The organism is Kitasatospora sp. NBC_00374 (assembly GCF_041434935.1).
Taxonomy (GTDB): Bacteria; Actinomycetota; Actinomycetes; order Streptomycetales; family Streptomycetaceae; genus Kitasatospora.
Genome location: NZ_CP107964.1, coordinates 8,454,103 through 8,474,859, shown reverse-complemented (window position 1 = coordinate 8,474,859; position 20,757 = coordinate 8,454,103). Strand labels below are relative to the sequence as shown.

Genomic DNA, 20,757 nt, shown 5'->3' with positions numbered 1-20,757 from the left:
CGACCGGGCGAACGCGGACGACCGCCACACTGGACCCGACCGCACCTACGCACCACACCACTCCGGTGGCCGAACCCCGCCGGCCGGCGGGAAGGACACCGAGGAGACCGCCGCAATGTCTCCCACGGCGGGTCACCTCGACGCCGAACCAGAACCGCCCGCCTCAGACACGGCCGCGCCATAGGGCTAGGGGAACGGCCGTAACCTCGCACACGCCACGGCGCAGCCTGATCCGCGGCATGGCCTTGGACCTCGCGACCCGCAGACGTCCGACGGCGTCCTCGAAACCTGGCTCATGGGCCTTCCACATCCGTGAGGATCTCTCGATTCGTCCGTGCCCGCGACCACAGCGGCGGACGGTGGCTCTGTTCACAAGAACGGGCAGCACTTCGATGTCGGTTCGGGAGGCGGTAGGCGGTCGCGGACCGGCCTGACTGTTCACGAGTTTCGACAGCACGTGGGCTTGCTGGAGGGTTCCCGTGAACCGGACGCGGGCCGGTAAGAGCCCCGCAGCCGGGCGGGGCCGCGCAGTGCTTGGTTACGGTCGCAGCTGCCTCGAACGGTCCGGCGTCGTACTGACTCGCGTCAAATACCTGTGGCGTTGCCGGGTGCGGACCGACCTAACTGCCTACTACCCGCAGCTGTCCGGCTGGAGCGAGTGGACCTTCGCCCGCGTGAGCGTGGTGCGCCTGAGCACCTGGGCCCGGATGAGCCGGACCGTAGGCGGGATCGGCAGGGTGACGGGGGTGCGGCTCCACCGAAGCCACAGAGCCAGGTGGCCGAGCTCGGCGGCCTGGACGAGCTTGTCGAGGGACCACGCCTTCGTGCCCCGGTCCACCTCGATGCTGATCAGCCGTCCCTTGCCGGAGCGGTGCCGCAGCTGCAGGTCGAGGCGCCCGGTCCGGCCCTGCCGGGTAGCGGTGGGCAGGTCGACCTCCCGCTGGACCTCATATCCCTGGTCGGTGGCCCAGGCGGCCACCGAGTCGGTGAAGAAGGCGGTCACCTCGGGGGTGGACAGGTCAGTGAACTGCTGGCGGTTGAGCCAGGCCCGCAGGGAGTTGGCGGCGGCATCGAGCCCGGCTTCTGGCATGAGCAACAGTCTGCCCTGCGGGACTGACAGCTCGTCACGCCGCCGGCTGATCCTGGCCATGGCCGTCCGGCGGACGGGTCCCCGAGGTGCCTCCCGTTCTCGTGAACATCAACCACGGCCCGGGCGGGGCGCCTCCCGGAGTGGTGAACATCTGCCGTCAGAACTCGTGAACAGAACCAGGACGGCGGGGCACAGGTGTTCCAGCTCCGCGACGGCATGCTCGACCAAGGCGATCGTGAGCTCGGCCACCCGGTGCTTGCGCCGAGCGTCGGCGGCCGGAAGCGCGTTGATCTGTCTGCTGATCGCCTCCACCCTGACCTCAACGTGCCGAACGAGCGACGACCCTGAGGGAACGTCAGGCCGAGGACGACTCCCCGTAGCGCCTCACCCGCTCCCGTCCCACGACATGGCGACTGCTTCGGTGCTGCGCCGTCCCGATTCTGCTGGATGGCGTCGCTGCGATACGTCGGGTCCCCCAGATGCCACCCGACGAACCCGATCGTTGCGGGAGCGGAAGGCGGGCGGTAGGGCTCAAGACTTGCCGCGGCCGGTGATCAGGTCTCGGGCCCGGTCGACCAGTCCGGTGCCAGGTGCGAGGAGCTTGTTGCCCGGGGGGTTGTCCGGTGCGGAGGGGTGCGGCCGGGTCGGAGCGATCTTCTTCGCTCTGCGAACCTGGTCACCCAGCGTGTCCAGGGTCTGAGACGAACACGCTCCGGCGAGGGCAGGAAAGAGGTTCTGCTCCTCGTCGGCGACATGGGCGCCGACCTCGGACACGAGGCGGTCGACCACGCTGTCGTATCGCTCGTCGCCGACCGGGATGTTTTCCAGATCCTTCAGCATCCCCTCAACCTTCCCATGGTCCTCGATCTCCTTGTCGGCCAGCGCGTCGCCGTCGCGGACATGCTCGCGGACCGCCGGATAGAGGTACATCTCCTCGGCGACGGAGTGCCGCACCAGTTCTATGGTGACCTGCTCCACCAGCGGACCCCGCCGCTCGTCCCTGAGCGGCAAGGCCTGGATCCGGCCGAACAGCTCCTCCACCTCACGGTGGTCGGTCATCAGCTCCGCTATCACGTTTCCGCCGTGTCCCATCGCGTTTCCTCTCTCGTATTCGGGCGTATCTGCCGTCAACGCTCGCCGGCCCGGACGCCGTCAGGCGCTTCCGCCGACCAGACGGCGCACGGCGCTCCTGATCCGGTGCGCGAGGGTGAGCCAGAGGTGCCGACGCGGACGCGCGCCGCTCAGTGCACCGTCGTCCGGTGACGTCCTACAAGCGGGGTGCGGTCCCGCAGCTCTTCGGTTCTCTGCCATCAACTCCTCCTGAACCGGCTCTCACCGGGCGTGTGACCAGCCCCTCGCGATTCAAACGGTCGATGCCTCGGCGGGACGGCCCGCGCCTGACACCACCACCGAGCAACCCCGGCCGTTGATCGAAGAGCAGCTCGAGAAGGCCTGCGACCGCCTTCACGCCGAGACGAGCGCCGCCCTCGCCGCAAATCGAGACCTGCCTGCCCGGACGGAAATATGCCTGCACACGTACGGGCCCGTCCGGGCCGGTTCCCCAGCACGGGAGGTCGGGCCGACGCAGCGCTCAGCCGGGGGACGCCATTCCGGAGAAACAGACGCTTCCGTCAGCTGTGGTCTCCACCTTTACCTGCGGCAGTGGTTCCAGCAGCCAGTGAACCAGGCTGTGCTCACCCGCCGTCAACGGCCGCAGCGCCTCAGCCACCGCCGTGGCGACCTCGAGGGCCTGGGCGGTGGTAAGGGGCGGCGACGTGGTCGCCCGTCGCCCGTCGTCCAGCTCGACCAGCAGGGCATCAGGACACCGGGGAGAACCGATGATCCCCATCAGGAGGGCGCGGCTTCGTGCGCCGCCCGCCCTCGGGGCGGCAGAGCAGTGCTCGGGCACGGAACCAGCGTCGCACCCCGTGGGCAACTACGCGCCCTGCGGCTGCTACTCCCGGGCGCCGGGGACCTTGAGCGGGTCGCGGAGCGCTTGGCAGCGGTGAGCTGCAGGCTCGACGGCACAGCCGCCTCTGCCGGCGTCCCACGCCGCCGGTTCCCAGGAACGTCTCGTCACTCATCGGTCACCTCGTGTCCGCGGCCGTCAGCTCCGCTCGCACCTCGAAGGCCCGTGCCGAGCGCCTGCCCGAAGCCCGTGGTCTTATTCTCCCGTCGACCGAGCCGGAGCAGTGCTTTGGCGGAGCCGAGGCGGAGGGTCGAGCGGGCCGTCCTGAGCGGTTCGGCGGGTCACATCGATTCGCACTGTCCACGCGTATTCGACGGGCTACGGGGCAGGCCGCGAAGTGGGAGGAAGTCGATGTCCCAGCCGCACCCGCCCGCCCCCCGCCCGCGGCGGAGCAGGCGTGCCCGAGCCGACCGTGAGACCAAAGGCACGGTCGTGGTGGCGCTGCTGGCCAATATGGTGATCGCGGTGGCCAAAACCGTGGCCGGGGTGGTGGCGCCCTCCCCCGCCCTGATGGCCGAGGCCGCCCACTCCGTCGCCGACAGCCTCAACGAGGTATTCCTGCTCTTCTCGCTGAGCCGCAGTCGGCGCCGAGCGGACGTCCGCCACCCCTTCGGCTACGGGAAGGAACGGTTCTTCTGGTCGCTGCTGGCCGCAGTCGGGATCTTCGTGACCGGCGGCTGCTTCTCCTTCTACCAGGGCCTGCACACCTGGCTGTCACCGCCGTCCGAGGCCGAGAACTTCGGCATGGTCTACCTCGTACTGATCGTGGCCCTCCTCGCCGAGGGCACCTCGCTCGCCCGGGCACTCTTCCAGCTGCACCGCCAGGCCCGTGCGCGCGGATGCACGCTCGCTCAGCAGATCCGGCGCGCGGAGGATCCCACCGTGCGCACGGTGCTCGCCGAGGACTCCACCGCGGTGTTCGGTGTGCTGCTGGCCGCCGGCGGGGTCGCGGGCCACCAGATCACAGGCTCCCCTACCTGGGAGGCGGTCGCGGCGCTGGCCATCGGCGCACTCCTGATCGGCGTGGCGGTCCGCCTGGGCCACGAGGCCCGGAGCCTGCTCGTCGGCCAGGCGGTGGACCCCCGCCTCCAACAGCAGGCACACACGCTGCTGGCCGAACAGAAGGAGATCGACACGGTGACGACCCTGCTGACGATGCGGCTGGGCGCCGACTCGGCCCTGCTGGCGGCCCGCGTGGACCTGCAGGAGGGCCTGGACAGCGAGGAGGTGGAAGAGGTGTGCGTCCGGATCAAACGCCAGCTCCGCGAGGAGTGTCCGGCCTTCGACCAGGTCTTCCTCGACATCGTGGACGCCGACAGCAACGACCGTGCCCGGGCCCGGACCCTGGAGCGGGACCTCGACCGCGTCGTGGCGGAGCAGGACGGCTCCGACGAGTGACCCGCGTACGCGCGACCACCGGCCGGTCCGTGCTCAGGCGGCCCGCGATTACGGGAGCGGGGTTCCGCCGGCAGTGCGCGACCTTGTCCGGCGGCATGGTGGCGAGGCGCCGCACACCGGCGTCGTGGAACTCCCGACCGGGGCCCGTGCAAGCCTTCCGGCGGGCGGCGGTGAAACAGACAGGCAGATGCGGGTGTTCGGCTCGCGCCTCGGGGATCACAGCCTGTGCAGCGCGGGCAGCAGGGTGTTCTCGGCCCAGTCGAGGAACGGCCCCTGGTGATCGCCGCCGACCTGGATCAGGGCCACCTCTTCGAAGCCGGCGTCGGCGTACGCGCGGACGGCCTTGACGAAGTCCGCGACGTGGTCACCGCAGGGAATCGACTCGGCCACGTCCTCGGGGCGGACGAACCTGCTCGCACCCGCGAATCCGGTGGGTCCCGGGAGTTCCGAGTTGACCTTCCATCCCCCACCGAACCAGCGGAACTGGTCGTGCGCGCGAGCCACTGCCTGCCGACGGTCCGGGTCGTGACAGACCGGCAGCTGGCCGACACCAGGCTTCCCGGCACCGCCGTGGCGGCCGAACGCGGTGAGCAGCTCTGCGTTCGGATCCACCGCGATCACCAGGTCCGCCAGCCGCCCGGCCACCTCGCAGGAGCGGTCGCCCGAGACCGCCACGCCGATCGGCGGGGGCACCGCCGGCAGGTCCCAGAGCTTGGCCGACTCCACGTCGAAGTGCTTCCCGCGATAATTGACATACCCGCCTTCGAACAGCGCGCGGATGATCTCGACCGCCTCGGTGAGCCGCTCCAGGCGCACGTCCGCACCGGGCCAGCCCTGACCGGTGATGTGCTCGTTCAGGTTCTCCCCACTGCCCAGCCCGAGGCGGAAGCGGCCCTCGGAGAGCAACTGCAGGGTCGCTGCCTTCTGAGCGACCACGGCGGGGTGGTAACGGAACGACGGGCAGGTCACGTAGGTCATCAGCGGGATCCGTGAGGTCGCCTCGGCGGCGGCGCCGAGCACCGCCCAGGCATAGGGAGCGTGGCCCTGGCTGTCCAGCCAGGGGAAATAGTGGTCGGATATGACGGAGAAGTCGAAGCCCGCCTGCTCGGCACGGACCACGTCCCGCACCAACTGGCGCGGGCCCGCCTGCTCGGTCATCATCGTGTAGCCGATTTTCACCATGCCGGGCGCCTGCCCACGTTCCTCCCGCCGGAACCGGTCCGCGCCGCCTTCTCTCTCGTCCAGATCCGTGGCGGGGCCGGTACGCGGTGTCCGGACGTACGTCCGGTGCTGGCGGAGGCGGCCCACAGGTCGGTGGCGACGGGTCTCCGATGGCATGGCGCTCGCCCGGGACGGTGGCGCTTCCGGCCTACTGCCCAGGCGGAAGGAGGGGCCCGAGCGGGCCGAGGTCGAGGTTGAGATCGTCCATGGTGAGGCCGTAGCGGGCGCAGAGGTCAGTCATACGGTCGTGGAGGGCCATGAGGGTGCTTCCCAGCCGTTCTTCCTGCTCTTCTGTCAGGTCGCCGGCGTCGACGCGGTGCAGGGCCTGCCGTTCCATGAGCTGGCGCAGGAGTTCGACGATGGTGAGGACGAGTTTCATCAGGTCTCGTTCGACCGTCTCCTGGTCGGTGGTGATCCGGTGCGGCACTCTCGCGGGGGTGGCGGGGTTCTCGCTCGGGAGGTTGTGCGGCGTGGCCGGCAGGAGGCGAATGGCTCGGGCGGCCGCTTGGGCGACTTCGTCGTAGCGGCGGGGCGGCGGGGTGGCGTCCGTCGTCATGACCGCGGGTCCGGCCGTGATAGCGGCTCGGCCTGCCAGGGGGCGGGATTCTGCTCGCTGATGGAGACGATGAGGGCGCGCAGTGAGACGCGGACGAGGTCGATGTCCGCGACGGCCAGCACCAGGTCGCCGGTGAGGACCACTCCGCCGCTGAGCAGCCGGTCCAGCAGGTCGATGAGGGCGACCTGCCGCTGCGGCAGACCCGCCTGCGGGGCCGGAGCCGGCCGCCCGCTGCTCTCGCTCATGGCCCCGGGTCCTCGCTCTGGGGGGCGACGGCGAAGGAATAGGGGGCCCACGGCCCGGTGACTTCCACGCGGACGCCCGGCAGGCCGTCGGCCGAACGGGTGACGTCGGCCAGGAACTGCTCGGTGTGGTCCACCGGCACCAGGTACGCGTCGTTGCTGATGTTCACGCCGGGCCCGGCGGCCAGCTCACCTTCCTGGATCCGGTGGCGGACTCGGCCGACGGCGTGGGCGCGGGCAGCGGTTTCGACCCGCTCAGCGGTCCGCTCGGCCGCCCGGTAGGCGTCCTGCTGTTCGTCCCGCTGGGCCCGGCGGCGGCGGAGGTAGTCCCGTCCGGGGCTGAGGCCGGAGGCAACGGGCTGCTCGGTGACCGTGGCCGTCGGGCTGTCCACGTACAGTTTGACGCCCCACTCGCAGTGGTCGGCCAGGTGGGCCAGCTGCTCCCGGAACTGGTCGTGCCGATGGTCGATCATCGTGCGCACGCGGTCGTCGTCGCGATATACGGTCGCGAGCCTCAACGGGAGGACGGTGGTGCAGGCCACGAGTGTCTCGACGACGCCGTGGTGGGCTCGGGCAAGGTTCTCGAGCCAGGTGAGGTCCTCCAGATGTCGGCGCAGTGCCGCCTCGTCGTAGTCCGCCTCGGGTACGGGGCTGACCACGGCGACCACCGCGCCGGCGGGGGCGGTGTGGACTGCATGCACGGGGGATCCGGCCACGCCGGTGAGTCCGGTGAGCGTCTGCGACAGAGCGGGGGTGTGGCGCGCGATGGCATACACGTAGGTGACAGTGGCCGTCATTGGTCACCACGCGTGTTCGGACGGGAGCGGGGTGCTGTCCGTTTGGCCGGTGGACGGACGGAGCTGTCGGTGTCCGATGCCTTCGGCGCTGAGGACAGGGCGGCGACGTCGGACCGCAGCGCCTCGATCTGTTCGTGGAGGCGTCTGTTCTCCGCTTCGAGTGAGGGAGTCGTCCCGGCTCGGGAGGAGAGCGAGGGGTCGTGTTCCCACCAGTCGATGCCCATCTCCTTGGCTTTGTCCACCGAGGCGATCAGCAGCCGCAGCTTGATGGTGAGCAGTTCGATGTCGAGGAGGTTGATCTGGATGTCGCCGGCGATGACGATTCCCTTGTCGAGAACGCGTTCGAGGATGTCGGCGAGGCTGGCGGAGGACTGGTTGTAGGGCGGGGCGGAGCGGGAGGGGAAGGAGCCGAGCCGGTTGGCGATGGGTTCAGTCACGGCTTCGGGCCTCCGTTCCTGGCCGGCGGGGCGTCATGCGGGTGAGGAGTGACGGGTTTCACGGTTCGCTGGGCTGGTTGTGGGCTCTGATTTCCTCCAGGCGGTCGAGAAGTTCGTCCTCGCGGGCGTCGTAGGTCTCCTCGTCGACGTGTCCCGCGAGAAGGGCTCTCTCGAGGTCGGCGAGTTCCTGCTCGACGGGTGCAGGGTCGTAGTACTCGTTCTCGGCGGCTTCCACGACTTGTTGCAGTACCCAGCGGGTTCCGCGCACGGGGGCGAGTGGCAGGGTGAGGATCTGGGTGAACAGGCCCATGGGGGCCTTCCTAGACGAAGCTGTAGGCGGGCAGGGGGCCGCGCAGTCGGAGGTCGAAGTTCTCGCCCAGCGCTGCGGCGAGACCTTGCTCCTCGGTGCGGAACTTCTCGTCGTGGTCACTGTCCACGAGGAAGGAGACGTTCAGGAAGTCGTCTCCGGTCGGTGCGGAGACACGTTCCTGGCGGGTGAGGGGGCGCAGGGCCTCGATGACGCCGGCAGCCATCGCCTCTTGGCGGGCCTGGACCTCCTGTGCCACGATCTGGCCGAGGGCGAGCGGCAGCTCGGGGTCGGCGGCGCCGCTCTTGATGTCGTCGTTGAGTTTTCGCGCCTCGTCCGATTCCCGGAGAATCTGGCGGAGCAGGGACTCCTCGTTCTGCGACGCCTTGAGGTGGTATTCGCAGCAGTCCGCGAGGGCGGCGAGTTTGTTCTCGTACTCGGCGGCTCGCTCCAGTAGTGCGGCGCGCACGGCGGCATCGTCGGGGGCGGTGAGCCCGAAGCGCAGGGGTAGGACGGTGCCACCTGTCATGAGGCGTTCCTGAACGGCCTGGTGGGCGGCGAGGTCTCGTCGTTTGGGCCTCAGGTTCTCCGGGGCTTCGCTGACGACGGCGCTGAGCGGGCCTGCGTGCAGGGTTCGCAGATGGGTGGGTGGATCTCCCACGCCCGTCAGGCCGTCAAGGTCGTTCGGGTGGTCGGCGGCGGTGACGGAGTAGACGTAGAGGGCCATCTCACTCCTCCTTGCGCCGGACCGGTCGACGGGCCGGGCGCTCGCGGCGCGGTGCCGGCTCCTTCTCCTTCTCCTCGTCGTTGTCGCGACCGAGGTGGAGTGAGTCGGTGACGGCTTCGACGGCTCCGCTGAGTGCGCCCTTGCTCTTGCCCTTGGCGCCGCCTTCGGTGACCTCCCCGACGATGTCGGTGAGCTGGGTGGGCGCCTTTCGGCCGGCCTCCAGGTCGAGCCGGTTGCACGCCTCGGCAAAGCGGAGGTAGGTGTCGACGCTCGCGACGACGATCCGAATGTCGATCTTGAGAATTTCGATCCCCACGAGAGACACGCGGATGAAGACGTCGATGACGAGGCCGCGGTCCAGGATCAGCTCGAGGATGTCGTAGAGATTGCCGCTGCTGCTGCCGCCCCCGCGGGCGACACTGCCTGAGCCTTGCGGCACCACAGTCACGGGTGCCTCCTTTCAGCTGCCAGGCGCAAGGCGGACTTCCCGCCCTGAGCTCTCAGCCACGCCGGTCGATCTGCCCCCGGGTGTACCGCCGAATCCGCTCGTATGCCATCAGCTCTCCGTCCGCGTCCAGCGACACCCGGTAACTCGCCATCACACTGGTCGTCTCCGGGATGCGTTCAAGCTCGACCACCTCCACGTCGGCCTGCCAACCCTCCTCCGTCGGTTTCAGTGCCGAGACCGACTCCGGTACGCGCCCAAGGAGTTCCGCCAGCTGTTCGGCGGCGTACCGCATCGCGCGTGCTGCCGAGACGGAGCGCCGCGGACGTCTGCTCTCAGGCGTCGCACGCCGGGTTCCGGCGGCCGCGCGTCTGGCGGGGGCTCGGGTCGGGGCGGACTTGGTCCGCCTCTCCTCGTCGTCCTTGCCTGCGGCCATGGTTCTTCTCCGGCATCGGAGATCTGCTGCGCCCAGGGTCGGTTCTGCTGGCTGGGTTCTACTTCATGGTATAGGGGGATTTGCGCACGGCCACGTGGACCGTGATCGGTCGCCTCCACGACAGCTGCACGGGGGCGGGTGCGGCGGCGGTGGATGCCTCGCGCGGGTCATCCCGTATTGCGGAGTCCCGGCACGTATGTCTCTCCGCGTGCGGATCTCCGAGGGGGTGACCAGACTGGAGTGTGCTGAAGGCCGGGCTCCGGGCTGCACCGAGCATGCCGGTGACGTCACCGCTGCTTCGCCTTCTCTGCGCGTCCCTGGGTGCGGTGGGCTCGGCCCACAGCCGGCGGCGTGCCTCTGACTGCCATGGGGCGTGTGACTCGCGATCTCCATACGGCAAGACACCACATGGTGAACGTCTCCTCACCTCGTGCCCGACTTCATGAAGGGGCGAGTGCCGGAAGGACCACTCATGAAAGACACCACCAAGGCCGCACTGGCGGCTGCCGTCGCCGGCGGCTACGTGTTGGGACGTGCCAAGAAGGGCCGACTCGCATTCGCCGCAGCGACATACCTCGCCGGCCGGCGCTTCGGCCTTGACCCGCGCCAGCTCGCCACCGAGGGACTCCGCAAGCTTGGAGAGGTTCCGCAGGTAGCGGAGCTCAATGAACAGGTCCGGGGGGAGCTCCTCGATGCCGGCAAACGCGCGGTGGTCGCAGCAGCCAACCGCCGTATCGGAGAGTTGGCGGACTCCGTACGAGAGCGCACGTTGAGCGTCGGTAAGCCCAGACCGCAGGAGGACGAAGCGGAAGAGGACGAGCCGTACGACGAGGAGATCGACGAAGCGGCGGACGAGGAGGAGCAGGACTTCGAGGGCGAAGAGCCGCAGGACGAAGCCGAAGAGGAAGAAGAGGAGCCGTACGACGAAGAGGAAGAGGAAGAGGAGGAACCGCAGGACGAAGCCGAAGCAGAGGAAGAGCCGCCGCCGGAGCGCCCCCGTCGGCGCCGCCGCGCCGCGCCGCCGGCCGAGAAGCGTCCGCGCACATCACGAGCGGCACCCAAGGCCGCCGAGTCGCCGACCCCACGCAAGCCGGCGAAGAAGGCCAGTTCGCCAGGCAAGAAGGCGACGTCGGCAGCAAAGAAGGCTCCCGCCAAGAAGGCACCCCCGGCCAAGCGGTCTGCGTCCCGTTCTGCTCCGTCCAAGACCGCTGCTTCCAAGACCGCGGGCAAGAAGGCGGCCGCGCCCGCGAAGAAGACCGCGGCCAAGAAGACCGCTGCGGGCAAGACCACTGCCACCAAGCCGACCGCGCGATCCACTCGGCGGAGGTAGACCATGGCCACGACGGAACAGGAGTCCCCCGAGGTTTCGGGTGTCGACCGGCTGAAGGAGGAGGTCGTCCACTACCTGGGCGCCCAGCTGGAGAACCTCGTCGAGAAGGCCGGCGACAAGGTCTCCGACATCACCGGCCAGCTAGGTGACGTCGCCGAGAGCGGCGGCGTGCTGCCGAAGGTGGGCGCGCGCGTCCTGCAGGGCGACTCGCCGGCCAAGGCGTTCCTCGGCGAGAAGGCGAAGAGCATCAAGGACAGCGTCGTCGACAAGGTCAAGGGCGCCTTCGGTGGCGGTAAGGCCGGTCGCAAGGCCGGCAAGAAGACGATGAACATCGTCGAGACCCTCGACGTCGGCGTGCCCGTGCGGACCGCCTACGACCACTGGACCCAGTACGAGGACTTCAGCGGCTTCGCCAAAGGCGTCCAGGACGTCTCGCAGGGCGACGAAGTGACCACCGACTGGAAGGTCAAGGTCGGGCCCTCGAAGCGCAGCTTCAAGGCGACCGTCCAGGAACAGGTGCCGGACGAGCGCATCGTGTGGACCTCCCAGGGCGCCAAGGGCAGCACCCGAGGGGCCGTGAGCTTCCACGAGCTCACCCCGAACCTGACGCGCATCGTGCTGGTGGTCGAGTACTACCCCTCGGGCTTCTTCGAGAAGACCGGAAACATCTGGCGCGCCCAGGGCCGCCGTCTGCGCCTGGACTTCAAGAACTTCCAGCGGCACGTCTCCCTCACCAACGACGAGGCGGAAGGCTGGCGCGGCGAGATCCGCGACGGCGAGGTCGTCCGCACCCACGACGAAGCCATGGAGGAGGAGCAAGCCGCCGAGGAAGACCAGGGCCAGGACCAGGACGAGTACGAAGGCGGCCAGGACGAAAGCGATTTCGAGTACGAGGACGGCGAGGACGCGTACGACGAGGACGAGGAACCCGAGGAGGACGAGGACGCCGACTACGACGAAGAGGACTACGAGGACAGCGAAGGTGACGAGCAGCAGCAGGGCGGGGACTACGACGACGAGGACGAGGACGAGGAGCCGTATCCGGACGACGAGAGATGACGTGGCAACTCCCGACAAACCTGGCCGTAAGCGCCTGCGGACTGTGAGCAGTGTGAACGGAGGAACGGACATGTCCACTGACGCGATCGTCCTGCTGAAGGAGGACCACAAGGAGGTACGCCGCCTCTTCCGGGCGTTCGAAGGCACGGATGAGGACGCCAGGGAGGTCAAGGCGGACCTCGTGAGCAGGATTGTGGAAGCGCTGACAGTCCACACGTACATCGAGAACGAGGTCATGTATCCCACGGTCCGCAAGCTCGTCCCCGACCTCGGGCGGGACATCCTCGAATCCCTCGAGGAGCACCACGTCGCCGACCTCCTGTGCGCCGAACTCGACGTGATGGGACCGGACGACGAGCGCTTCGACGCGAAGGCCACCGTGCTCATCGAAACCGTGGGTCACCACATCCAGGAGGAGGAACAGGACTGGTTCCCGAAGGTCCGGGAGGCCCTGGGCCGCAAAGAACTCCAGGAGATCGGGGCCCGCATGCTGGAGCTCCGCTCCACAGCACCGCGGAGGCCCGAGCAGCCGAGCTCGCTCAAGAAGGCCGCAGACGCGATCTTCCGATGACGCCGCATCCGCGGATCACCGGGAGGCGGGCGACGGACCCGGCATTCGCACCCCACGACCGGGTGCCCCGGGCCTGGCCATGGATCCCCACCTCGGTTCCGCCGACCGACGGCCGTCACGTCAGCCCGGCGCCCTCCACGTTCACCAGCTCCATGAGCCGGGCCCGGTGCAGGCCGGCGATGCCTTCGAGCAGATCGGGGTGGCGCAGCAGAGCGGCGGCCTCGGTGTCGCGGGCGCCGGGGTCGGTGAGGCGTCGCAGGCCCCCGGGTTCGGTGTGGTGCTCGGCCGTGGCCAGGTTTCGGTGGGCGCGCGCGGCGAGGTCGGGATCGGCGAGCAGGCAGGCGGCCCAGCTGACGACGGTCTCGTCGACCCAGGTCCGCCAGGCGGTGTCGTCGGGGTTCGGGTCGCAGCCGGTGAGCCGGTCCAGCCGGTCGGCTCCGCCGGGGCCGAGCAGGCCCAGCAGTTGGACATCCAGCGTGGTGGGGTAGCACAGGGCGGCGGCGAGGGTGGCGGCCTGCCGGGCCTGGGCCTCGGCCAGCGCGCGGCTGAAGGCGCCCGCGGGTGGGAGGTAGGCGTTCAGGAGCCAGCGTGCGGAGGCCGCTATGACGGGTGTCAGGTCGGTGGGCACGGCGATCGGTCCCTCGGAGGCGGGCTCGCCCGGGTCCGGTCTGTCGGGTGCGCGAGCTGTCTGCGCGGAGCCGCGCTGCCCCGCTGGTGGCCGATCAGTGTACGCAGGCTTCCGTGGCCGGCGGCATGACCCGCGTCACGCTCTGGCCCACCGGACACCGGGGGTGGGTCGCGCGCGTGCGACCCCCCTGTCATGCGCGTCTGGTGGGTGCGATCATGAGTAGAGCGCCGGCCGCGGGGGCCGGATCCGTGCGGCTCGTCAGTTGGTGTCGGCGGGGAACCGGTCCCAGACCCGGTGGGCGGCGAGCAGCGCGACCAGCCCGTCCACGAGGTCGGTATCGGCGCCCGTGCCGATGATGATTCCGGGTGCTTGAGGGTCTGCGCCCGCGGCTGTCAGGACGGCCCGCGCGCCCGGCAGGGCGGCGATCGGTTTGGCATGCCGGTAGGCCTCGTTCACCAGGAGGGCGACCCTGGAGTCCAGCGAGCCGGTCGAGCACTTCACCGTCTGCCAGGAATGCCGCCCTGCAGACGTCCGCCGCCGTGCCGTAGCCACGGAAGACCCCGTGTGCGGCGGCCCCGCGGGCGTGCACCACTCGCTCAGGAATCCGCTCGTGGTCGAAGTGCATCACCTTTTCCCGCAGGTGATGGTCCTGCAGGAGGACCGGCCCCCTCGGGCCCGCCTTCAACGAGTGGTCGCTGTCCGCGATACGCAGGCCCTGCGCCGTGGTGAGGAACCCACCACTCTGCGCGCGCACGTCCGGGGCGGCGCTCGCGGCGCGGCCCGTCGCCGACAGCGGCGCGGGAGCTTCCTGATCCGACTTGGGTCCGAGTGGCTGGCGCGGCTCCGCGGGCTCCGCCAACTGCGGTTTCCCGCTTCCCGGTTTCCCGGGCACCTGTGTCCCCCGGGGGCCGTCGTCGCCCACGGCATCGGAGGCATCGACGATCTTCCGGACGGGCCCGGGCTTGTCCATGATCCTCAGCTCTCCTCCGGCACCGCCGGCCGACCGCCGATGCGACAGACACAGACACCTCACGGTGGCACCATCCGCGGCCACCTGCGTTTGCCTGCCCAACTGCGCCGTACCCCTCCGTGTAGCGGGCCTGCCCGTGTTGTCGCCAACACAGGCACCGGACGCTGCACCAGCTTCGGCCCGGCCCCAACGCCGCGCCATATCTGAAGCGCATCCGGTGGAACCGGCAGGCGCGGCCGGCCCTCCAGGCCAACTGCCTCTGACCGACGGCGGGAGTGGGCCAAGCGGGTGGCCGCGCCGGGGCGCCGCTTCACTGCCGCCAACCGAGTGCCCCGGCAGGCGGCAGGATCAGAGCCATCGTCCTGTCCGAGGTGAAGGAGCCGCCCGCCATGCTGGAGCGCACCCGCCGCAAGAGCACCACCGAGATCACCTTCGTCCTGCCCGCCGACCAGCCGGCCGGGGAGGTCAGCGTCGTCGGCGACTTCAACGACTGGCAGCCCGGCGCCCACCAGCTCACCGCCCGCAGGGACGGCATGCGCAGCGTCAGCGTCACCATGCTCGCCGACAGCCGTGTTGCCTTTCGCTACCTCGCCCACGGCGACCACTGGTTCGACGACCAGGACGCCGACGACCACGACGGAACCAACGGCTACCTCCACACCTGACCCACCCGACCCGCCCTGGCAGCAGAGGAGGAACCCCGTGACGGACATCTGGGGCTATACCGCCGGCGCGCGGTACACGCCCGGCTCGGACCTGGACGGCTACAAGGTCGAGGCCACCGACGGCCACATCGGCAAGGTCGACGAAGCCACCGACGAGGTCGGCGGCGCCCACCTCGTCGTCAACTGCAAGCCCTGGCTGATCGGCAGGCACGTCGTCATCCCCGCCGGAATCATCATCCGCGTCGACCACGACCAGGAGACGGTGTACGTCGGCCGCACCAAGGACCAGATCAAGGACGCCCCCGAGTACAGCCCCGACATGCGCGGCGACGCCGGCTACCGCGAAACCCTCGCCGGCTACTACAGCTCCCACAACCGCTGACAGCCGCCCGTCACCCCCTGCGGACGCAGTACCGAACCACCTATGCAGAGGGCTGGACCATGGAAGACACCCCACAGGGCGGCGCTGGAGGCGTCCCGCTGCACCACGACGACGAGGACGATGCGGACCGCACCCGCCCTCCCGAGGGGGACGAGACGGCATCGGACGACGTCCAGGAGCCGGACCAGCAGCAACCGGAACCCGCCCCCAGCGGATCCGATCAGTACACCCAGGAACCCCCCGACTGACCAACTCCGTTTCTGCGTGGTGCCGCCCGCGAGATCGGGCCGGCCAGCAGGCCTCACCCACTGGCCACTCGCCGGCCGGGCGTGGGGCGGCACCACGCTCGGCAAGAGCCGCAGGCACAAGGAACGCGCCGCCGTCTCAGACGGCGTCGGGCAGGCGCGCTTGCAGGTTGCCGTCGCCGTCTGTGCGGGTGGCGAACCGCGGCTGCGGGGCGATGGCCGGCCCGTCGACGTTCCAACCGTCCGACAGCCGGAACACACTGCCGTGCCAGGGGCATGTCACACAGCCGTCGGCGATCTTTCCCTCCGAGAGGGGGCCCGAAGCGTGGCTGCACCGGTCGGCCAAGACATGGAACACCCCGTCCGACTCTTGCACCACCAGGACCGGTACCTCACCGACCATCCGGCGCGCGGCCTCACCGATGGTGAACTCCTCGGTGCGCCCGAGCGTGTGCCAACCGGGCTCGACGAGGTGAGGAACGGGTTCCGTCTTGTTCGCGCCGGCGGCCAGCCGGTAGGCGAGATGGCCTCCGACCGCCGCCCCGGTGGCCGCCGCCGTCAGACCGGCGAAGCCGAGGGCGCGCCCCAGACCGTGGCAACCGCGCGAGCGGGCCGCCCAGGATGCGCCGTACAGACCCACCGCGGTCACCATCGACGCGGCATGCAGCAGACCGGTGCGCATCTGCCGCTCGTGCTGCTCGGCCCAGTCGACCCAGCCCGTCAACGCCGCGGGAGCAGCGGTGACAACGCCGACCGCGACGAGGACGCGTGCGGCGCGCTCGGATCCGGGGACGAGGTCGAGCACGGCTGCGGACAGCCAGGCTCCGACCGGCAGTTGGACGAGGGCCGGGTGCAGGGGGTGCCCCAGTGGCCGGCCGTGCAGCACCGAGCGCACTCGTCCCAGCGGCAGGCCCCGAACGGCACGCTTCAGTGGCTCGGTGACCGTGTCGAGCTCCCCGGCACCGCCCACGGCATCAAGCACCTTCAAGGTCCGGACGCCGAAACCGTCTTCGCCGTCCGACCGGGCTGCGGCGGCAATACGCGCAATGAGGGTTCCCATGGAGACCACGCTGCGCGCTCCCCTGCACATGCGCGGCCGGTGCTGAGCCGGACGGAGTACCCGGCGTCGGGCGTGGCATCCCCCTGCGGAACACGCTGTCCGAGGGCGTCACTGCGGGGCGGTTGACTCCCCCAGGGGTTCGGGCTGAGGGGGTGTCGCACCGACCGGCCAGAGGCACTGCTCGGCATCCGGACGCATGGGACCGCCGATCGGGGGCAGTCGAACGCCGACATCGATCCCGACTCCTGACTTGGAGACCGACATGGTTCCCCTTCTTCTTGTCCTCCTTCTGGCGCTGCTGCTGTTCGGGGCGGGCTTCGCGCTGAAGATCCTCTGGTGGGCGGCGGTGATCGTGCTGGTGGTCTGGCTGATCGGCTTCGTTGCCAGGGGTACGCACGCCTCGGGCAGCCGCCACCGCTGGTACCGCTGGTAGGACGGCCCGCCTCGGTCGACGTAGCGAAGCGCCGCTCAGGAGGACGATCCATGCTCGTTGAAGCGGTGACCGCAACGCCGGAAAGCGCGCCCACCGGGAGTCCGAAGACCTGTCGCACCTCAAGCGCCCGGAGGCCACGAACCGACGGGGCCCGCCGCGGCCGGAAGCCGGGGAACGCACTCGCAGCGCCTGTCGCGGATGCCGGCCGCCCTCGCGCTCACGGCCCGCTGAACCGCCCGAGCAGGGCGCGGGCACCGATCGGGAGGTCCCGGACGCGCACCCCGGTGGCGTGGTGCACCGCGTTGGCGACGGCCGCCGCAGTGCCGACGATGCCGATCTCACCGATGCCCTTCGAACCCATCGGGCTGACGTGCCGGTCCTCCTCCTCGATCCAGTAGGCCTGCACGTCCGGCACGTCGGCGTTGACCGCGACGTGGTAGGAGGCGAGGTCCCGTTCCGCGTGGTCGCCGAACGCCGGGTCCATCGTCGACTCCTCCAGCAGCGCCATCGACGCGCCCATCACCATCCCGCCCAGCAACTGCGACCGGGCCGTGCGCGGGTTCAGGATCCGCCCCGCCGCGAACACCCCGAGCAGCCGCCGCAGCCGCACCTCACCGGTGTCCCGGTCGACCTGCACCTCCGCGAACTGAGCGCCGAACGCGTGTCGGGCGAACTCCGTTCCCTGCGCGACGAGTTCACGGGTGTCGACGCACACCGACAGGCCCTCCGGTGGCACCCGAACACCCTCCGCCAGCCGCCGCGCCAGCCCGGACGTCGCCGCATGGACCGCCCACCCCCACGACGACGTACCGCTGGAGCCGCCCGCCACGCCGCCCCGCGGCAGGTCGCTGCGTCCGATCTCGGGCCGGATTCGGTCCACCGGCACGGCCAGCACCTCGGCGGCGATCACCGCGAGCACGGTCCGGGCACCGGTCCCGATATCGGTGGCGTTGACCCGCACTACGAAGGTGCCGTCCGCCTCCGCCCGCACCTCGGCGGCCGCCGACCCGATCAGCACCGGATAGGTGGACGCCGCCACGCCCGTCCCGACCAGCAGCCGCCCTTCGGGGCGCCCGGCCGGGCCGCGCCGCTGCCAGCCGAAGCGGCGGGCTCCCTCGCGCAGGCACTCGGTCAGGTGTCGGCTGGAGAAGGGGCGGCCGCTGTCGGGTTCGGTGTCGGGCTCGTTGCGCAGCCGCAGCTCCATGGGGTCGAGACCACAGGCCAGCGCCAGCTCGTCCATCGCGGACTCCAGCGCGAACATGCCCGGCGTCTCACCCGGGGCCCGCATCCAGGACGGTGTCGGCACGTCCTGCCGCACCACCCGGTGTGTGGTCCGCGAGGCGGGGGAACGGTACATCACCCGGGCCGGCACCGCGGCCTGCTCGACGAACTCCTTCACTGTCGAGGAGCGGGTCAGGATCTCCTGGGCCAGCCCTTGGATCCGCCCGTCGCTCCGTGCCGCCAGCCGCACCCGCTGCACGGTCGGCGCACGGTGGCCGACCGTGGCCGCGAGCTGCGCGCGGGGCAGTGCGAGCCGTACCGGCCGTCCCACCGCCCGGGCCGCCATGGCGGCCAGCACCACGTGCGGTCGGGGCGTGCCCTTGCAGCCGAAGCCGCCGCCGACGTGCTCGCTGACCGCCAACACCTGCGTGTGCTCCAGCCGGAACAGCGCGGCCAGGGTCTTCTGCACCTCCCCGGTGCCCTGGCTGGAGTCGTACGCGGTGAGCCGGCCGTCCTCCCACCAGGCGGTCGCGGCGTGCGGTTCCATCGGATGGTTGTGCAGTGGCGGGATGCGGTAGGTGGCGTCGATCCGCACCTCGGCAGCGGCCCAGGCGGCGTCGAAGTCGCCCCGCACCCGGTCGGCCGGGTGGCCGCCGTTGGCCAGGTCGGGGGCGTAGATCCCGGGGTGGTCCTCGACCAGTACGACGTCGTGCGGCTCCGCCTCGTACGTCACCCGCACGACGGTGGCGGCCTGTTCGGCAGCCTCAAGGGTCTCGGCGACGGCCAGCGCCACGCACTGCCCGCGGTACGAGACCCGGGCCGACTGCAGCACCGCCAGCGTGGGATCGTCCGCCTCCGCGAGGCGCGGCGCGTCCAGGTGGGTGAGCACCGCCACCACCCGCGGGTCGGCAAGGGCCTCCGATGTGTCGATCGAGGTGATCGCGCCGCGGGCCACGGTGGCGGGCACCGGGCAGGCGTGCAGGCAGCCGGCCGGCCGCCGGTCGTCGGAGTAGCGGGCGGCGCCGGTGACCTTCTCCCGGCCCTCCAGGCGTCCGTGGCCACTCATCGAGCCTGTCCCTTCGCAGCGAGGTCGCACAGCAGCCGGACGGCCAGGTTGCGGGCCAGCGGCACCTTGTAGGCGTTGTCGCGCAGCGGCCGGGCGGCGGCGAGCTCGGCCTCCACTGCTGCCGTGAACGACGCCTCGTCGGCGGGCGCGCCGATCAGGCGCTGCTCTGCGGCGCGGGCCCGCCACGGCTTCGGGGCGAGCCCGCCGAGGACGAGGGCCAGGTGTGTCACCCGCCCCGCGCGCACCGCCAGAATGCCCGCGGCCGAGGCGAGCGCGAAGGCGTACGAGGCTCGGTCCCGGACCTTGCGGTAGGCGGAAAGCGTCTCCGGCACCGGCGGGGGGACGGCGACGGCGGTGATCAGCTCGCCGGGGAGCAGTCGGTGCTCCTCGTGCGGCCGGTCGCCGGGCAGTCGGTGCAGGTCGGTGACGGGCAGGGTGCGGGGGCCGTCCGGGCCGAGCAGCTCGACGACGGCGTCGAGCGCGGCGAGGGCGACCGCGAGGTCCGAGGGGTGGGTGGCGATGCACTGCTCGGAGGCGCCCAGTACCGCGAGGTCGCGGTGCACCCCCTCGCGGGCCGGGCAGCCGGTGCCGGGACTGCGCTTGTTGCACGGCTTGGCGGTGTCCTGGAAGTAGAGGCAGCGGGTGCGCTGCAGCAGGTTGCCGGCGGTGGTCGCCCGGTTTCGCAGCTGCCCGGACGCCCCGGCGAGCAGCGCCTGCGACAGGACAGGGTATGCCGCGCGCACCCGAGGATCTGCCGCCAGGTCGGCGTTGGTCACCAGGGCGCCGATCCGCAGGCCGCCCCCGTCGGTGGGCGTGACGTCGCCGAGCGGCAGGCGGCTCACGTCGACGAGCAGCCTGGGCCGCTCCACGCCCAGCTTCATCAGGTCGACCAGGTTGGTGCCGCCGGCCAGGTAACGCGCCTCGGGGCTGCCAACGAGCAACCGCACGGCCTCCACCGGGTCGGTGGGCCGCAGGTAGCCGAACTCCCTCACGACGCGACCTCGACGACGGCCCGCACGATATGCGGGTAGGCACCGCAGCGGCAGATGTTGCCGCTCATCCGCTCCCGTACCGTCGGCTCGTCCAGCGCTTCGCCGGCGGCCTCGGCCTCCGCGAGCAGCCCCACGGCGGAGCAGAGCTGGCCGGGGGTGCAGAACCCGCACTGGAAGGCGTCATGGTCGAGGAACGCCTGCTGCACGGGGTGCAGGGTACCGTCGGCCGCGAGGCCCTCGACGGTGGTAACCGTGGAACCGTCCGCCGTGACCGCGAGCACCAGGCAGCTGTTCACCCGTCGGCCGTCCAGCAGTACCGTGCACGCGCCGCACTGCCCGTGGTCGCAGCCCTTCTTCGTTCCGGTCAGCTCCAACTGCTCGCGCAGCGCGTCCAGCAGGGTGCGGCGGTTGTCCAGCCGGAGCTCCCGGCTGGTGCCGTTCACCTCCAGGGTGACGGCCGTCTCGGTGGTGCTGATCATCCGTGCCCCTGTCGTCGCCCGTTCGGGGCTG

25 protein-coding genes and 1 pseudogene are annotated in these 20,757 nt (G+C 70.6%); 8 read left to right on the top strand and 18 right to left on the bottom strand.

Annotation, left to right across the window (positions count from 1 at the left end):
- Window positions 1-631: 631 nt before the first annotated feature.
- Together OG871_RS37000 and OG871_RS36995 are read right to left on the bottom strand one after the other, a co-directional pair.
- Complete coding sequence (locus OG871_RS37000) at window positions 632-1,090, bottom strand: hypothetical protein (RefSeq protein ID WP_371502850.1); 459 nt, start codon at window positions 1,088-1,090, stop codon at window positions 632-634.
- Window positions 1,091-1,621: 531 nt separating this feature from the next.
- Window positions 1,622-2,182, bottom strand: a complete 561-nt coding sequence (locus OG871_RS36995) for a hemerythrin domain-containing protein (RefSeq protein WP_371502849.1) — start codon at window positions 2,180-2,182, stop codon at window positions 1,622-1,624.
- Between the two features lie 1,228 nt (window positions 2,183-3,410).
- Here OG871_RS36995 and OG871_RS36990 point away from each other — a divergent pair.
- Window positions 3,411-4,457 (top strand): cation diffusion facilitator family transporter, encoded by a 1,047-nt coding sequence (locus OG871_RS36990; RefSeq protein ID WP_371502848.1) that lies wholly within the window; start codon window positions 3,411-3,413, stop codon window positions 4,455-4,457.
- A 216-nt stretch (window positions 4,458-4,673) separates the two neighbouring features.
- Here the strand turns inward: OG871_RS36990 and OG871_RS36985 are convergent, their stop codons facing one another.
- From OG871_RS36985 to OG871_RS36945, 9 genes are all read right to left on the bottom strand, one after another.
- On the bottom strand, window positions 4,674-5,639 hold the full coding sequence (locus tag OG871_RS36985; RefSeq protein ID WP_371502847.1) for an LLM class F420-dependent oxidoreductase: 966 nt from the start codon (window positions 5,637-5,639) through the stop codon (window positions 4,674-4,676).
- Between the two features lie 187 nt (window positions 5,640-5,826).
- Window positions 5,827-6,234 (bottom strand): gas vesicle protein K, encoded by a 408-nt coding sequence (locus OG871_RS36980; protein ID WP_371502846.1) that lies wholly within the window; start codon window positions 6,232-6,234, stop codon window positions 5,827-5,829.
- Window positions 6,231-6,479: a gas vesicle protein gene (locus OG871_RS36975; protein ID WP_371502845.1), complete on the bottom strand. Its 249-nt coding sequence runs from the start codon at window positions 6,477-6,479 to the stop codon at window positions 6,231-6,233. Before OG871_RS36975 ends, OG871_RS36980 begins: the two co-directional genes overlap by 4 nt.
- Complete coding sequence (locus OG871_RS36970; protein ID WP_371502844.1) at window positions 6,476-7,273, bottom strand: GvpL/GvpF family gas vesicle protein; 798 nt, start codon at window positions 7,271-7,273, stop codon at window positions 6,476-6,478. Before OG871_RS36970 ends, OG871_RS36975 begins: the two co-directional genes overlap by 4 nt.
- Complete coding sequence (locus tag OG871_RS36965; protein ID WP_371502842.1) at window positions 7,270-7,710, bottom strand: gas vesicle protein; 441 nt, start codon at window positions 7,708-7,710, stop codon at window positions 7,270-7,272. The genes OG871_RS36970 and OG871_RS36965 overlap by 4 nt, the downstream gene beginning before the upstream one ends.
- A gap of 58 nt (window positions 7,711-7,768) precedes the next feature.
- Window positions 7,769-8,020 (bottom strand): gas vesicle protein GvpG, encoded by a 252-nt coding sequence (locus OG871_RS36960; protein WP_371502841.1) that lies wholly within the window; start codon window positions 8,018-8,020, stop codon window positions 7,769-7,771.
- Between the two features lie 10 nt (window positions 8,021-8,030).
- Window positions 8,031-8,744 (bottom strand): GvpL/GvpF family gas vesicle protein, encoded by a 714-nt coding sequence (locus tag OG871_RS36955; protein WP_371502840.1) that lies wholly within the window; start codon window positions 8,742-8,744, stop codon window positions 8,031-8,033.
- A 1-nt stretch (window position 8,745) separates the two neighbouring features.
- Window positions 8,746-9,192 (bottom strand): gas vesicle structural protein GvpA, encoded by a 447-nt coding sequence (locus OG871_RS36950; protein WP_371502839.1) that lies wholly within the window; start codon window positions 9,190-9,192, stop codon window positions 8,746-8,748.
- A gap of 52 nt (window positions 9,193-9,244) precedes the next feature.
- Window positions 9,245-9,625, bottom strand: a complete 381-nt coding sequence (locus tag OG871_RS36945) for a gas vesicle protein (protein ID WP_371502837.1) — start codon at window positions 9,623-9,625, stop codon at window positions 9,245-9,247.
- Window positions 9,626-10,097: 472 nt separating this feature from the next.
- Between OG871_RS36945 and OG871_RS36940 the strand changes: the two genes are divergently transcribed.
- The 3 genes from OG871_RS36940 to OG871_RS36930 all read left to right on the top strand — a co-directional run bounded on the left by OG871_RS36940 (window position 10,098) and on the right by OG871_RS36930 (window position 12,585).
- Window positions 10,098-10,955, top strand: a complete 858-nt coding sequence (locus OG871_RS36940; protein WP_371502836.1) for a histone protein — start codon at window positions 10,098-10,100, stop codon at window positions 10,953-10,955.
- 3 nt (window positions 10,956-10,958) lie between these two features.
- A complete protein-coding gene (locus OG871_RS36935; protein ID WP_371502835.1) occupies window positions 10,959-12,014 on the top strand; it encodes an SRPBCC family protein in 1,056 nt (351 codons plus the stop codon).
- Between the two features lie 70 nt (window positions 12,015-12,084).
- A complete protein-coding gene (locus OG871_RS36930) occupies window positions 12,085-12,585 on the top strand; it encodes a hemerythrin domain-containing protein (protein ID WP_371502834.1) in 501 nt (166 codons plus the stop codon).
- A 115-nt stretch (window positions 12,586-12,700) separates the two neighbouring features.
- Here OG871_RS36930 and OG871_RS36925 read toward each other — a convergent pair whose 3' ends face one another.
- From OG871_RS36925 to OG871_RS36915, 3 genes and pseudogenes are all read right to left on the bottom strand, one after another.
- Window positions 12,701-13,213 (bottom strand): hypothetical protein, encoded by a 513-nt coding sequence (locus OG871_RS36925; RefSeq protein WP_371502833.1) that lies wholly within the window; start codon window positions 13,211-13,213, stop codon window positions 12,701-12,703.
- Between the two features lie 258 nt (window positions 13,214-13,471).
- Window positions 13,472-13,669 (bottom strand): hypothetical protein, encoded by a 198-nt coding sequence (locus OG871_RS36920; protein ID WP_371503513.1) that lies wholly within the window; start codon window positions 13,667-13,669, stop codon window positions 13,472-13,474.
- Window positions 13,670-13,712: 43 nt separating this feature from the next.
- Window positions 13,713-14,183, bottom strand: a pseudogene (locus tag OG871_RS36915) (catalase); the annotation flags it as partial.
- A 389-nt stretch (window positions 14,184-14,572) separates the two neighbouring features.
- On the opposite strand from OG871_RS36915, the gene OG871_RS36910 reads away from it, so the two are divergent.
- From OG871_RS36910 to OG871_RS36900, 3 genes are read left to right on the top strand one after another with little or no spacing between them, the layout of a single operon-like run.
- Complete coding sequence (locus OG871_RS36910; protein ID WP_371502832.1) at window positions 14,573-14,848, top strand: isoamylase early set domain-containing protein; 276 nt, start codon at window positions 14,573-14,575, stop codon at window positions 14,846-14,848.
- A 37-nt stretch (window positions 14,849-14,885) separates the two neighbouring features.
- The gene (locus OG871_RS36905) at window positions 14,886-15,230 is read left to right on the top strand and encodes a PRC-barrel domain containing protein (protein WP_371502831.1); all 345 of its coding nucleotides are present in this window, start codon (window positions 14,886-14,888) and stop codon (window positions 15,228-15,230) included.
- 59 nt (window positions 15,231-15,289) lie between these two features.
- Complete coding sequence (locus OG871_RS36900; protein WP_371502829.1) at window positions 15,290-15,478, top strand: hypothetical protein; 189 nt, start codon at window positions 15,290-15,292, stop codon at window positions 15,476-15,478.
- 136 nt (window positions 15,479-15,614) lie between these two features.
- Here OG871_RS36900 and OG871_RS36895 read toward each other — a convergent pair whose 3' ends face one another.
- Window positions 15,615-16,535 carry a Rieske 2Fe-2S domain-containing protein gene (locus tag OG871_RS36895; RefSeq protein ID WP_371502827.1) on the bottom strand — a complete coding sequence of 307 codons (921 nt, stop codon included), beginning with the start codon at window positions 16,533-16,535 and terminating at the stop codon, window positions 15,615-15,617.
- Window positions 16,536-16,797: 262 nt separating this feature from the next.
- Here OG871_RS36895 and OG871_RS36890 point away from each other — a divergent pair, with 262 nt between their 5' ends.
- Window positions 16,798-16,968, top strand: coding sequence for a hydrophobic protein (locus OG871_RS36890; RefSeq protein WP_371502825.1), 171 nt, complete (start codon window positions 16,798-16,800; stop codon window positions 16,966-16,968).
- 217 nt (window positions 16,969-17,185) lie between these two features.
- On the opposite strand, the gene OG871_RS36885 is transcribed toward OG871_RS36890, so the two are convergent.
- The 3 genes from OG871_RS36885 to OG871_RS36875 are packed head-to-tail and all read right to left on the bottom strand — an operon-like array spanning window position 17,186 to window position 20,726.
- Window positions 17,186-19,255 (bottom strand): xanthine dehydrogenase family protein molybdopterin-binding subunit, encoded by a 2,070-nt coding sequence (locus OG871_RS36885; RefSeq protein ID WP_371502823.1) that lies wholly within the window; start codon window positions 19,253-19,255, stop codon window positions 17,186-17,188.
- On the bottom strand, window positions 19,252-20,247 hold the full coding sequence (locus OG871_RS36880) for a xanthine dehydrogenase family protein subunit M (protein ID WP_371502821.1): 996 nt from the start codon (window positions 20,245-20,247) through the stop codon (window positions 19,252-19,254). Before OG871_RS36880 ends, OG871_RS36885 begins: the two co-directional genes overlap by 4 nt.
- A complete protein-coding gene (locus tag OG871_RS36875) occupies window positions 20,244-20,726 on the bottom strand; it encodes a (2Fe-2S)-binding protein (protein WP_371502820.1) in 483 nt (160 codons plus the stop codon). The genes OG871_RS36880 and OG871_RS36875 overlap by 4 nt, the downstream gene beginning before the upstream one ends.
- Window positions 20,727-20,757: the final 31 nt, after the last annotated feature.

Excerpts from the sequence above, each read along its gene's own strand:
- OG871_RS36910 (WP_371502832.1), top strand. The coding sequence starts at position 14,573 with ATGCTGGAGCGCACCCGCCGCAAGAGCACCACCGAGATCACCTTCGTC.
- OG871_RS36875 (WP_371502820.1), bottom strand. The coding sequence starts at position 20,726 with ATGATCAGCACCACCGAGACGGCCGTCACCCTGGAGGTGAACGGCACC.
- OG871_RS36885 (WP_371502823.1), bottom strand. The coding sequence starts at position 19,255 with ATGAGTGGCCACGGACGCCTGGAGGGCCGGGAGAAGGTCACCGGCGCC.
- OG871_RS36980 (WP_371502846.1), bottom strand. The coding sequence starts at position 6,234 with ATGACGACGGACGCCACCCCGCCGCCCCGCCGCTACGACGAAGTCGCC.
- OG871_RS36955 (WP_371502840.1), bottom strand. The coding sequence starts at position 8,744 with ATGGCCCTCTACGTCTACTCCGTCACCGCCGCCGACCACCCGAACGAC.
- OG871_RS36975 (WP_371502845.1), bottom strand. The coding sequence starts at position 6,479 with ATGAGCGAGAGCAGCGGGCGGCCGGCTCCGGCCCCGCAGGCGGGTCTG.
- OG871_RS37000 (WP_371502850.1), bottom strand. The coding sequence starts at position 1,090 with ATGCCAGAAGCCGGGCTCGATGCCGCCGCCAACTCCCTGCGGGCCTGG.
- OG871_RS36935 (WP_371502835.1), top strand. The coding sequence starts at position 10,959 with ATGGCCACGACGGAACAGGAGTCCCCCGAGGTTTCGGGTGTCGACCGG.
- OG871_RS36985 (WP_371502847.1), bottom strand. The coding sequence starts at position 5,639 with ATGGTGAAAATCGGCTACACGATGATGACCGAGCAGGCGGGCCCGCGC.
- OG871_RS36995 (WP_371502849.1), bottom strand. The coding sequence starts at position 2,182 with ATGGGACACGGCGGAAACGTGATAGCGGAGCTGATGACCGACCACCGT.
- OG871_RS36970 (WP_371502844.1), bottom strand. The coding sequence starts at position 7,273 with ATGACGGCCACTGTCACCTACGTGTATGCCATCGCGCGCCACACCCCC.
- OG871_RS36945 (WP_371502837.1), bottom strand. The coding sequence starts at position 9,625 with ATGGCCGCAGGCAAGGACGACGAGGAGAGGCGGACCAAGTCCGCCCCG.
- OG871_RS36900 (WP_371502829.1), top strand. The coding sequence starts at position 15,290 with ATGGAAGACACCCCACAGGGCGGCGCTGGAGGCGTCCCGCTGCACCAC.
- OG871_RS36930 (WP_371502834.1), top strand. The coding sequence starts at position 12,085 with ATGTCCACTGACGCGATCGTCCTGCTGAAGGAGGACCACAAGGAGGTA.
- OG871_RS36990 (WP_371502848.1), top strand. The coding sequence starts at position 3,411 with ATGTCCCAGCCGCACCCGCCCGCCCCCCGCCCGCGGCGGAGCAGGCGT.
- OG871_RS36960 (WP_371502841.1), bottom strand. The coding sequence starts at position 8,020 with ATGGGCCTGTTCACCCAGATCCTCACCCTGCCACTCGCCCCCGTGCGC.
- OG871_RS36940 (WP_371502836.1), top strand. The coding sequence starts at position 10,098 with ATGAAAGACACCACCAAGGCCGCACTGGCGGCTGCCGTCGCCGGCGGC.
- OG871_RS36890 (WP_371502825.1), top strand. The coding sequence starts at position 16,798 with ATGGTTCCCCTTCTTCTTGTCCTCCTTCTGGCGCTGCTGCTGTTCGGG.
- OG871_RS36895 (WP_371502827.1), bottom strand. The coding sequence starts at position 16,535 with ATGGGAACCCTCATTGCGCGTATTGCCGCCGCAGCCCGGTCGGACGGC.